This window comes from Cellvibrio sp. 25HG11W-0, from assembly GCF_057815475.1.
On sequence record NZ_CM174230.1, the window covers coordinates 855,579 to 866,444 of the forward strand.

Annotated in this window: 11 protein-coding genes; 3 read left to right on the forward strand and 8 right to left on the reverse strand. The window is 47.6% G+C overall.

Going from position 1 to position 10,866, the window contains the following annotated elements; translation table 11 throughout:
* Positions 1-76 precede the first annotated feature (76 nt).
* On the reverse strand, positions 77-910 hold the full coding sequence (locus AC0KUT_RS03735) for a hypothetical protein (RefSeq protein ID WP_488833602.1): 834 nt from the start codon (positions 908-910) through the stop codon (positions 77-79).
* A 167-nt stretch (positions 911-1,077) separates the two neighbouring features.
* Positions 1,078-1,938, reverse strand: a complete 861-nt coding sequence (locus tag AC0KUT_RS03740; protein WP_488833604.1) for a substrate-binding periplasmic protein — start codon at positions 1,936-1,938, stop codon at positions 1,078-1,080.
* A 339-nt stretch (positions 1,939-2,277) separates the two neighbouring features.
* On the opposite strand from AC0KUT_RS03740, the gene AC0KUT_RS03745 reads away from it, so the two are divergent.
* Positions 2,278-2,781: an LNS2 domain-containing protein gene (locus AC0KUT_RS03745; protein ID WP_488833605.1), complete on the forward strand. Its 504-nt coding sequence runs from the start codon at positions 2,278-2,280 to the stop codon at positions 2,779-2,781.
* Positions 2,782-2,957: 176 nt separating this feature from the next.
* On the opposite strand, the gene AC0KUT_RS03750 is transcribed toward AC0KUT_RS03745, so the two are convergent.
* From AC0KUT_RS03750 to AC0KUT_RS03760, 3 genes are all read right to left on the reverse strand, one after another.
* Positions 2,958-3,347, reverse strand: a complete 390-nt coding sequence (locus AC0KUT_RS03750; RefSeq protein WP_488833607.1) for a cupin domain-containing protein — start codon at positions 3,345-3,347, stop codon at positions 2,958-2,960.
* An 84-nt stretch (positions 3,348-3,431) separates the two neighbouring features.
* On the reverse strand, positions 3,432-4,691 hold the full coding sequence (locus tag AC0KUT_RS03755) for a right-handed parallel beta-helix repeat-containing protein (RefSeq protein WP_488833608.1): 1,260 nt from the start codon (positions 4,689-4,691) through the stop codon (positions 3,432-3,434).
* Positions 4,692-4,742: 51 nt separating this feature from the next.
* Positions 4,743-5,123 (reverse strand): VOC family protein, encoded by a 381-nt coding sequence (locus AC0KUT_RS03760; protein WP_488833610.1) that lies wholly within the window; start codon positions 5,121-5,123, stop codon positions 4,743-4,745.
* 132 nt (positions 5,124-5,255) lie between these two features.
* Between AC0KUT_RS03760 and AC0KUT_RS03765 the strand changes: the two genes are divergently transcribed.
* A complete protein-coding gene (locus AC0KUT_RS03765) occupies positions 5,256-6,098 on the forward strand; it encodes a hypothetical protein (RefSeq protein WP_488833612.1) in 843 nt (280 codons plus the stop codon).
* A gap of 13 nt (positions 6,099-6,111) precedes the next feature.
* Here the strand turns inward: AC0KUT_RS03765 and pelA are convergent, their stop codons facing one another.
* Both pelA and AC0KUT_RS03775 read right to left on the reverse strand, forming a co-directional pair.
* On the reverse strand, positions 6,112-7,317 hold the full coding sequence (gene pelA, locus AC0KUT_RS03770; protein ID WP_488833614.1) for a pectate lyase: 1,206 nt from the start codon (positions 7,315-7,317) through the stop codon (positions 6,112-6,114).
* Between the two features lie 6 nt (positions 7,318-7,323).
* Positions 7,324-8,430: an alpha/beta hydrolase fold domain-containing protein gene (locus AC0KUT_RS03775; RefSeq protein WP_488833615.1), complete on the reverse strand. Its 1,107-nt coding sequence runs from the start codon at positions 8,428-8,430 to the stop codon at positions 7,324-7,326.
* Positions 8,431-8,834: 404 nt separating this feature from the next.
* On the opposite strand from AC0KUT_RS03775, the gene AC0KUT_RS03780 reads away from it, so the two are divergent.
* Entirely contained in the window at positions 8,835-10,217 is a 1,383-nt protein-coding gene (locus AC0KUT_RS03780) for a two-component system sensor histidine kinase NtrB (RefSeq protein ID WP_488833616.1), read from the forward strand.
* Positions 10,218-10,308: 91 nt separating this feature from the next.
* Here AC0KUT_RS03780 and trxC read toward each other — a convergent pair whose 3' ends face one another.
* Entirely contained in the window at positions 10,309-10,746 is a 438-nt protein-coding gene (gene trxC / locus AC0KUT_RS03785; protein WP_488833618.1) for a thioredoxin TrxC, read from the reverse strand.
* Between the last annotated feature and the right edge of the window lie 120 nt (positions 10,747-10,866).

Consider the following 10,866-nt stretch of genomic DNA (forward strand, 5'->3'; position numbering starts at 1 on the left):
TTTAATTCAAAAAAATAAAAAAGGCGCTCACTGAGCGCCTTTTTTATTTGTGCTGTTGTAAAAATAGAGGATGAACTTAGAACTGAGGGCCGTAGGCTTGAGTGAGCAAGTCATTCAATGGGAATATTTGACTGGGCATTTCAACACCATTGTGATCTTTAGCGGTGATGCTCAGCATGTATTCGGTACCGTTGGGGCCTTCAAGTGCGTCCAATTGCAAACTGATCGGGCTAATAAAACCAAAGGCCTCGCTCGGAACACTACTTGGCACATAAAGGGTTTGTGCACCTTTGCCCATCCAGTTTGCTTCTACTACAAAACCACCTTCGCCACTGCCGCTAAAGGGCGCAGGCGTGCTTAGATTACTACGCAATGCCAAGTTGAGGCGTTTGCCGCCAATCACTACTGATGCAGTATCGACAGTTTTGGCGGGCGTAATATCGGTAAGCATTCCAAACGTCATGAGCAAGGGCTGAGCTGGTTGTGCGCTGCCGCTGCCATTATTAATAAAACCTTCTTGTTCCGATACGCTCACGTCAATATTTACAGGTGCATGGTTGTAGGGATTCAAGTCTGGGCTGTGCAATGTGACTGCAACTTGGCGATAGATCCACGCATTGTTTACTAGCGCGCGATATTCTCCGCCATCATGTTTAAAGTCACGTACGACTAAATTGTTGGCGTGAGGGAATTCGATGACTAATGATTTTATCTGTGGCTCAGCTCCTGGTGCATCTTGCTCCACGGTTAGTGTCGCAGCAGTTGCACCATTAAAGTCCAGACCTGGATATTGAATAACGCCATTGTTAGAGTTTATGTCGGTCAGTTCATATTTGAAGGTTTTGGCATGTGCAGCGGTGGCGGCCAAAATAGCAGAAACCAAGAGTGTGGTGTGAAGTGATAATTTCATACAGGTGAATTCCTTTGATATTAAATTAATTTTCCCATTCGGCGGGATGGGAAAATTAACAGGTTTTTGCTTGCAAATGCAACCTTAAGGAGTTCTGTGTATTTAATTTTCGGTCTGGTCATAAACTCGTTTCACGGTAATGATATTAAAAAAAAGTGTTGTCTATTTTATAAATCATGCATTGTATGTTGTGGTAATGGCTGTAGTTTAAATATTTTACGTTGATGATGTTGCAATACATTCAGGCCCCACTGGTAGCGTGGGATACTGTTGAAAAGCTGGTCAAAGCTGCCATCTTGTTGTGCAATCTTGAGTCCTTGGGTGATGCGCTCAGCGAGTGTGTTGTTATTTTTATGTACAAAAAAATAAACATAATTGGGGTAGCTGAGCATAATATCTTGTTCTATTTCCAACTCAAGTTCTGGGTAAAAGTCTACTTCTGATTGGATTTGATAGAGGCCGCGCGAGTAGTAATCAAATCGTTTCGCGGCGAGCATTTTAAACAGTTTTCCATAGCCGACTGCTTGTACAAGCGGTAGCTTGTTGTGCGTCATAATATCGGCGTCGACCCACTGTGAGCTCATGCCGCCAGTTAGTTTGCGCAGGTCATCAAGGTTGTGTACGGCAGAGAAGCGCGGCTGGTCGTGTTTGCGAATTAAGAGCAATCTATAATTGTTAAGATCTTTTAGAAGCGAGATCCGCACCGGCAGCATTTTTTGCTCTAAGTGTTCGCTCGTAGGCGCCCATAAAATATCAACTTTTCCTTGAATTAAGGCTGCGTGAAGTCGTTTGTCTTCAGCCCTATAGGACAGCTGTTTGATAGATGCCTTGCCCCAGTCTGCATCCGTTTTGCGCAGTGTCAGCTCAAGCAAGCGATAGAAGTAGTAGTCTTCACTGGTTATATCTTGCGTTTTGGATTGGCGAATGATGATGTCTTTGACTGTAGGCTCTGCGGCCCACGCATTACATATGCAGCCGAGCAATAGGATGACGATTTGAGACCAGAGTTTTTTGGGCGTGTATTTCATAATGTTTAGCGTCTGTGCTGCGATCATTCGTATGGTGAATAGATACGGTTTTATGGTATTAGATTGTGCTCTATTGGCATCAAGTATAGGGGCTAACGTGAGAGCTGGGGGTAGGATCTTGGAGATATAAGATATTTATATAGGGGTCTATTGATTCCAACCGTTCTCTCCATGTGAGCCATCAAAATCCTTAAACAGACCGAGGTGTCACTTAAGTCAGTACAGTTGTATCGTTTTGGTTTACTATCAGCGCCTTGGGTTTAAGGTGCTAATTAACGGGAGATCGCAATGCGAATTATGTTAACGTTTTTATTGATTGTTTTAGGCGGATGCGTGGCTATGAAAAATCCTGCTACGCCTGCGCCAAGTGCAAGTCTTAAGCATGCCGTTGTATTCGATATAGATGGCACACTTACCCCAACGACTACGGCTATTTTAGGCGTACGTAAAGATGCCGCAGCAGCGGTTAAGTACTTTGCTGACAAGGGTTATCAAATCATTTACTTAAGCGCTCGCCAGATTGCTTTTCAGCGAACCATTCCTAAATGGATGGATGCGAATACGTTTCCGGTAGGTTTGCTTTATGTTCCGCAAACTGAGGCTGAGGCTAAAGATCCCGTCACCTTTAAAGTGAAGGTGCTGAGTGACTTTGTTGCGCAGGGTTGGAGCTTGGATTATGCTTTTGGTGATTCCACTACCGATTTTGAAGCCTATGCTCAGGCGGGCTTAGCAAGAGCGCAGGTGTTTGCGCTGCAGCGCCGCGAGGCAAGTGCATGTCAGGTTGGCGAGTGGCAGGCATGTTTAACGGGGTGGACGAATTTTCAGGAAGTTGTATTAAAGTAATCGCTGTGCCTACTTTTCTTTAGGTGCGTTTTTCGTTTTTCGGCGAGTGGGCAGAAAAATATTGCATATTTATCTATTTATCTATTTATCTATTTATCTATTTATCTATTTATCTATTTATCTAGCAGCCTACTAGCCTCCCTCGCCTCAAAAATAGGCTTGCAGCTGAGCAAGCCTTACTTCAGTTCTTGTTCAATAATGACAATCTCAGTTGTGCCCACATTTTTTATATTGTGCGTTGCTGCAGGCAAATAAAGCGCTTGGCCATCGGCAATGTGCATTTGTTTGATGTCATGGTTTTCGGCGTGAATTTCGAGCAACCCACCCTTTTCAAAATAGGCGGTGCGTGTGGCGTAGGCGTGGGTGTGCATGCCTGATTCTGCGCCGGCGGGATAGACGAGACGCACGACCATCACACGTTCATTATCCAGTAACACCTCGCGCGTCCCCATCGAGGATTCCGCGCTTGAGTGTGTAAGTGATATTGAGCTTTTGGCTTGCTGAGCAAGGGTGTAGCTGTTGAACAAGAGTGCGAAAAGTAAAATAATGTTTTTTAAGTGGCGCATGGGGGAGTCCAAATGGTTTTTATGTGCGCGCAGCCTACCCGTAATTCCTTTAGGCTTCTAGCGCCTACCATCGTTAACATTACATTAATCGACGATTGAAAATTGTGCTAACCATTTGTCCAGCTCTGTCGTGGGAGGATTCAGAGTGCGGTGAGTGGTTTTATAGCGCGGATATCCGCCCACATCATTTTGCGAGTTAATAATTCCGCCAGTGCGTTTTATTACTGAATTTATAATCCGTTGATCTATAGGATCTCGCTGCCAAGGGCGTGCGCCGACATTTTTAAGCACGGATTTTTCTACATCAGAGGATGCAATTGGGGTTAAGCCCTCTGGCCAACGTGTGCGAGTGGTTAAGCGTTTTACATCGCCATAGACTTGTGGCATGGGTAGGTTGCGTAAATTTATGACCTGATTGTCTTCTAGAAAAGCATCGCCCTGATAGGCTACAAGCGGCAAATCAGAATAGCTGTCGGTGCCATAAATAAGCACATTGCCCACCACGGATACTATGGGGTTGGCGGGTGTTAAACCGCTGATGGCATATTCATCGTCTACGTAGCCTAATTGCACTGCAGCATTGCCTATGTCGTAGAGTAAATTGTTTACCACTACGCCATTGGTGTGGCCTTTAAAGTAGGGGTTGCGGCGGTCGTTGTGTGCAAATAAATTACCGACAATAGCAACGTCGCGCACATAGTCGTGCACTAATAAACCCTTGCTGTGTTTTCCTTTGATGTGGGTGGAATTGTCGAGACCTTCGGCGATGATCGAGTTGCTAAAAGTGATGCGCTGGGAGGTGGCGTCATGGCCTTTATCGCGTGGGCCAGAGGCTGAGGCATTTTCATCAATAGCCCAGGTGAGGGAGCAGTGATCGATATGCACATCATAGGCATCGGCACCCGAGACAGAAATGCCGTCAGACTCCCAGCCGGAGCGACGCTTTTCATTGTTGTCGCCGGGGCGCACCATGAGGTGGCGAATTTGTACATCGTGTGTTCTCACGGTAATGCCACCGCGAATAAGCGTGATACCGGGTTTGGGTGCCGTTTCACCGGCGATAGTGACAAAGGGTTCGCTAATGGTAATACCATTCTTTGCGAGATTTACTACGCCACCCACCTCAAATATAACGAGGCGCGGGCCTTTTTGTGCCAGCGCCCAGCGCAGTGAACCTTCACCATCGGAGTGGGTGTTGACCACCTTGAGGATACGTATATCTGGCGCTGCCATGCCGCCGTGTGTACTCATGCCAAAACCGGTAACAGAGGTGAGATCTGCGGCAAAACTATGGGTGGTAACAATAAGGCTTAACAGCAAACAGCGCGCGACAATAATTTTCATAGAGGCAACTCAAAGTGGCTGGTGATCATATAAAGTAGTTAAGTATTTTTGCTAAATCATAGGCGTTCCGCGTTTACAGAGTTGTATGGAAAATCCCCAGGGGTCTTTGAGCATTTTCAAGTGCGAACCATCAGGCAGCTGCACATCGTCGACTTCGCGCGCACCTGCTGCGCATAAACGCTCAGCATCGGCGACAGGATCGCTAGAGACAAACGCGAGGTGTAATTGCAGTGGATTCATGGCGTCATAATTTGGTACTTCCTCAGGCGGATTGCAATAAATCTCAATCATGACCTGACCTGAACTGTCAGCCAAAAAGTGTGTATGAGCGCGCTCCATCTTCACTTTTACGCTAAAGCCAAGATGGGTGCAGTACCAGTCTGCAACAGCAAGTGGGTCTGTGACATTAAAAGCAAGGTGTTCTATCTTCATATTTGATTCCAATATTGATGCTGATTTGATTTAGGGCCGCTTTCTTGGGCGATAAGCTCAGTGTTGAACTATATTGTTGCTAGCCTTTACATTTCTCTTTTTTAGCATCGCCAACTTCATCGAGTAGTTAAGATGTACGCACTGACGACCTATAGCCGCATGTTGGCCTTATTTCTGCCTATTCTAGGGTTGTGCTTTTATTCTTCATTAGTGCTTGGCGGCCCACTGCACATAAAGATTGTTGAGTCACCATCTGCCAGTAAGTTTGACCCGACTGGTTATTACGAAAAAGCCTTAAGGCTTGCGCTGGAAAAAACGCGCGCGCAAGAGGGGGAGTTCATTATCGAGCATGCCCCATTTATTCCCAGTGTAGATCGTATTAAGTCGATGTTAATTAATAATGTCGGTGTTGATGTTCTGTGGGGAAGTGCGACTGACGAGCGTAAGGCCGGTATGCGCTATATCCCTGTGGATCTTTTACAAAATTTAAATAATTATCGCGCCTTACTGATTAGAAAAGAGAGCCTTTCCCACTTTAAAAAAGTGACCCGTCTCGCGCAATTAAAAGCACTGCGCGCAGGTAATGGTACTCACTGGACTGATACAGGCATACTGAGGAAAAATCAATTTAACCTCGCCACTGCGGTTGATTTTTCCCTGTTAATTAAAATGCTGCGCGCCAGCCGTATTGATTTTATTACACGCGGTTTGCATGAAGTGGCCTTAGATTTGGAGATTTTTAAGGACTATGACCTCGCGGTATCTTCTGCCGTGATGCTGCACTATGAACACCCCATTCACTATGGCTTTTTTGTGCGCAAAGAGGATGAAGCATTGGCGGCGCGCATCGAGCGTGGGTTACACCTTGCGCAAGTAGACGGCAGCCTAGATGAGCTGTTTCTAGGTGAGCCGGCGTTTGCCTTCGGTAAATCTTTATTGAAGGCTGACACGCTCCTAATTGAATTAAATAATTAATAACGCCGCGCAGTTATTTTTTGTTGGGCGCAGATGACCCTTGATTACCCATCCATCTTTTTTGCCACTGCTGATATTGCTTGTCCAATTTCGCCGGCCCAGTGCCATACCATGCATAACCTTGACGGCGCTCCAAACTTATTTCAGTTACCTGGCGGTACACCTTGCCATCGCGATCGCCAAAGAGTGGCTTATTATCATCAAGGCTGTAAAAGCGCGACCAAGTAGGTTTTGCTTTTGCATCGTCCACTAAGGCGCCTAGGTTGCGGTCGTAGCGCTTGCCATTAATTTGGGTTGCCTTGAACCAGGCCATGGCGGCTTGAATGGTTTGCTGCAATTGGTCTGATGGTTCAGGTTGCTGCATTAAAAACGCGAGGATTTCCGCACTTTCTTGCGACGCTAAAGATGCAGGTTCATAAGCGCGTGCTGCGGCTGATTGCAGGTTCATAGGGTTGTGCTGTGCTCCCCAAATTGTCAGCGCCCCAGCAATTTTAACTTGCGATGCGATAAAGCATTCAATGCCTCTATCTATCGCAGCCTGTGCTGCCTGCTTATCTTTCACGCTTACAAACGCATAGTCGCCGCGCGTAATTTCGCGCAACAACTCCAAAATATTTACCATGGATTTGTCGTTGAAGGTCAGTAAGTCGTGATAGCCGCCATCGAGCGGAAAACTTTGCGGCCAGCCGCCATTGGGCATTTGCGCGGCCAAAATTAAGTGCAAACCGCGTAAAAAACTTGCGCTGTAATCTTGATTGGCCTTAGCCGCGTAGGCTTTGCCCAAAAGGCGCATGTGGGTACTGGTGGCATAGTTATCGAAAGTGGGTTGGTAGCTATTTTCAACACCCCAAGCTTGGCCTACTTTGCGCGGTTCTAAACTCATGTCGGTACGCTTAGACCAGCCCCCTGAGGGGGTTTGGAAGCTGAGAACTATATTGGCAATACGTTGACCTTCGAGAGTTTTATAAAATGCCACAGGCTCATCGTCATTAAAGCCAAAGTCTTTGGTGTGTTCAGGTTTTGTGGCCTTTTTAGCGCCGACTTTTTTTAACTCGGACGCCATGGCTGCTTGATCTAAGGCGCGCAAGGTTTGAGAGGTTTCAATGTAGGCTTTCCACTCAGGCGTGCTGGCATTAATGGTGGATTCCGCCGTTGCAGCTGTGCTTAGGATTAGCAGTGCACCGGCGAGAGCCAATGCAGAAATTAAGGGTCTAAACATAATGGATCACTTATGGGTGGTGGGTGTAAGGGGTGAGCTTGGTGTTGTTTTAGGGGTAGATTTAGGTATAGATAAAGCCGCACCTGTCGCACTCAATTCCGGCGTGACAGGGCTAAGTGCTGTGTTAAAGCCAGGTTGTTGGCGTAAAAAATTATCAATTGCCATGAGTGTGGGCGTAAACCATGGATCAAATAACCAAAAGCTGTGGGGCGCTTTGGCGAAGTGTTCACGCTTGTTGGCAATGTGCCATAAATCTAATTGCGCTTGCATGGCCTCAACGCCTGCGCTAAAGCGCGGTGCCTCACCGGTGATGAATAGCATCGGCGGCGCAGCTGCTGTTAGATGCGTAATGGGTGAGGCATGACGCCAGCGCTCGGGCTGCTCTTCGTAGCGTCCACCCAGCCATTGGCCTGCGACTGTAGATGCGCGTGCGGGGTCATTTTCATAGCGCAGCGCCAAGGGAGTAGTGAAGTCTGACAGGCCATCGATATTGATAATTGCCTGCACGGTATCGAGATTGTGTTTACTCAGTGTCAGTGCCGCTAGGCTCGCAATTTGACCGCCAGAAGAAGCCCCCGCGAGCGCGATGACTTTTGGGTCTAAACCCCAGTTGGCGGCGTGCTTGCGAAAGTAAACGAGTGCCACCTGCACATCCTCTATAGCCGCAGGATAGGGTGCTTGCGCAGTGAGGCTGTAATTTACTGCGGCAACCACGTAGCCGCGTTGAGCCAGTTGTTGTGCTAAGGGCAGCATCAGTGTGCGACTGCCCGCGCACCAGCCACCTCCGTGAACCAAAATGACACCTGGCAAGGGTTTGTTTGAGGCTGCTTTCAAGGGCGCAAAAACGTCCAGTGCGAGTTTATACTTGCCGCGCGTGCTGTAGGTTCTTTCGGGCCAGTGGCGCACATCAAGGGTTGCCTCAGTTCGTATAGGATGAATAAAGGGAAAGTCGGGTTTGAGCTTTTGCAGTGTTTTGTCGAGGCTGTAATCGCTAGGTACGCAGGCGCTGGAAGAGGGTGACAGTGCTGATAAAAGCCAAACGGCAGCCAGTAATACCCAGCGAAAACTGAGAAGACAGTGGGTGGCGCGACAATATTGCTTAGCTGTAGGCATAGTCTGTCTGGCTGATAAAGTAATAGGTGATTCGCGCAGTTAATCGATGAACGCAGGTGTTATACCTTGGTACTGATGTGTACCTTCCTTATTCTGGCGTTTAACTTAATCGTCTAACCGCTTTCTTTTTTTTGGTATTACCAGATTTAAGCATGCATGCTGCCATGTGGCAACCAAAAGTGAGTGTTTCGGCCTGACAGTTGCGCTAAGAAATGCAAAGATCGCCATGAAATCAATTATATTGGCAATGCTTGGAATAGCTTGGCGCGCGCGCGGATGGCACCACTATTTATTGTTGCCATACTTTTCAGCTGCTGCGGGCCTATTTCGGTGTAAACTGAGCAACCTGCTAGCGGCGCTAGCTTGTTATCACGCCTCGAATATCGCTAAGCGACCTGACTTCTATGAAAAAAATCTCCGCCATTTTATTGATTATTGTTACTCAGGCTCTGCTTAGCCTGCATGCCCTAGGCGCCAATCCTCCTCCGTTCAAAAATCCTGATGGCAGTACCAAGTGGCAGCACATCGCCAACTTTTCGGCCAGTATATTTATTATTTTGCTGTTAATCGTTGCGCTCATGCTGTGGTTCGCCAATCGCCGCGCCACGCGCTCAAATCGCGAACTCACCGATATTAAAAATACGCTGGAAGAGCGTGTTGCCCGCCGTACGGCATCCTTAGAAGAGGCATCGGCGCAGCTGCAAAGCCGCGAGGCCTATATCGCCAGCATTGTGAATTCTATGCCGCTGATGTTGATGGGGCTTAATAGTAAATTGGAAATCACTCAGTGGAATCGCATGGCGGAAACGATCACGGGTCGTCCTATCGCGAGTATTTTGGGGCAAAAAATTTGGCAGGCTTATCCTGCTATTACCCTCACCCAAGAGCAGCTTGAGCAAGTATTAGCAACGGGCGAAACCCTGACCTTTAAGCACAGCCAGCGCGGTCAGTATTATTTTGATATTACGGTGTATGCGCTAAAAGATAAAAATGATGGCGGCTTGGTGATCTTGGTGAACGATGTCACCAAGCAAATTAAAGCGGAAAACAAATTGGCTGAGCGCGACAAACTCTCCGCTATGGGCGAGTTAACCTCTGCTATGGCTTACGATATAAATTTGCCCCTGCAGTCAATTATGACCTCCTTGCACAATGCCGAGCAGCAGTTGCGGGCGCGTGAGTTGGGTGTTACCAAAGATGAGATTCTAGCTGCGCTCAGTATCTTTCAAGAGAGTGGATCGCAAGCCTCACGCATCATCAATAATCTTTTGGCTTTGGCGAATAGTCATCGCGAGAAAAAACAACCGGCAGAATTGCCGCAGATTATGGATCAGAGTATTGAGTTGGCGGCGAGTCTCTTTACCGATGCAGAAGGGCTGAGCTTTGAGAAAATCAGCATTAGTCGCGACTACTCAGCGAATATTCCCGCTGTGCCCTGTGTTGCGTCTGAATTGCAGCAAGTTTTTTTGCGCTTGCTGCGTCAGGCGTTCCATGCGCTGAATCATCACGCAGTTGTCAGCCCTGCGATTAAAATTCAAATTGGCGACTTTTATGGATCGCCGTGGATTAAGGTGCAGCACAATGGCATAGCGCTTAGCGCAGCGCAGCAGCAAGATATTTTCGAACCATACTTCGCTTTGGCCGCAAGCCCCGATGGCTGCCCAGCAGAGCAGCGTATGTCATATTCCTTCTTCATCGTCACGGAGCATCATCAGGGCCAGATGGCAGTCACGTCCAGCCCTGAGGCGGGCACCTGTTTTAATATTCAATTGCCTGCATTGAATTAGCGGTTACTGCCAGGTTTTGATGCGGTTTTTGCGATAGCCTGTGTTAATCCCTACCCAATAACAACGGCCACTTTATTCAGTGGCCGTTTGTCTAGAGAACACCTTGCTGCTTTAGCCACTGTTGTAATTGCGGCAGTGACATAGCCCCCGACACCCGCTGCACTTCTTTGCCGCCCTTAAATAAAATCAATGTGGGAATACTGCGAATATTCCAGCGCTGCGCAATGCTAGGCACGGCCTCAGTATCCAGTTTTGCCAAGCGTAATTTAGGCTCAAATGCGGCGGCTGCCTGTTCAAATACGGGAGCAAAACTTTTACAGGGGCCGCACCAAGGCGCCCAGCAATCGACTAGCACCGGAATCTCATTTTTATCCAAGGTAGGGTTTACGTTGCCTGGGTTCAATACGATTGGCTTGCCTACAAAGAGCGACTTTTTACATTTGCCGCATTGTGGTTTGTCGCTCAAACGATCCGTTGGCAGGCGATTAGTAGAAAAGCAGTGGGGGCAATTAATTTGTGTGCTGCTCATAGTAGCTCCTGTAAGTGTCTGGGCATTTTAATACAAAGAAATGCTAAATAGCGTAAATCAAAAAGCCCGAGCACTGCAGTGAAAGCTGTGTCGGGCAGTCGTAAACAAAAAGAGAGTCGA

What these genes read in the sequence shown, in the direction of transcription:
- pelA (WP_488833614.1), bottom strand. Translation starts at nt 7,317, where the DNA reads ATGTTTAGACCCTTAATTTCTGCATTGGCTCTCGCCGGTGCACTGCTA.
- AC0KUT_RS03755 (WP_488833608.1), bottom strand. Translation starts at nt 4,691, where the DNA reads ATGAAAATTATTGTCGCGCGCTGTTTGCTGTTAAGCCTTATTGTTACC.
- AC0KUT_RS03775 (WP_488833615.1), bottom strand. Translation starts at nt 8,430, where the DNA reads ATGCCTACAGCTAAGCAATATTGTCGCGCCACCCACTGTCTTCTCAGT.
- AC0KUT_RS03740 (WP_488833604.1), bottom strand. Translation starts at nt 1,938, where the DNA reads ATGAAATACACGCCCAAAAAACTCTGGTCTCAAATCGTCATCCTATTG.
- AC0KUT_RS03780 (WP_488833616.1), top strand. Translation starts at nt 8,835, where the DNA reads ATGAAAAAAATCTCCGCCATTTTATTGATTATTGTTACTCAGGCTCTG.
- AC0KUT_RS03735 (WP_488833602.1), bottom strand. Translation starts at nt 910, where the DNA reads ATGAAATTATCACTTCACACCACACTCTTGGTTTCTGCTATTTTGGCC.
- AC0KUT_RS03745 (WP_488833605.1), top strand. Translation starts at nt 2,278, where the DNA reads ATGAAAAATCCTGCTACGCCTGCGCCAAGTGCAAGTCTTAAGCATGCC.
- AC0KUT_RS03760 (WP_488833610.1), bottom strand. Translation starts at nt 5,123, where the DNA reads ATGAAGATAGAACACCTTGCTTTTAATGTCACAGACCCACTTGCTGTT.
- AC0KUT_RS03750 (WP_488833607.1), bottom strand. Translation starts at nt 3,347, where the DNA reads ATGCGCCACTTAAAAAACATTATTTTACTTTTCGCACTCTTGTTCAAC.
- AC0KUT_RS03765 (WP_488833612.1), top strand. Translation starts at nt 5,256, where the DNA reads ATGTACGCACTGACGACCTATAGCCGCATGTTGGCCTTATTTCTGCCT.
- trxC (WP_488833618.1), bottom strand. Translation starts at nt 10,746, where the DNA reads ATGAGCAGCACACAAATTAATTGCCCCCACTGCTTTTCTACTAATCGC.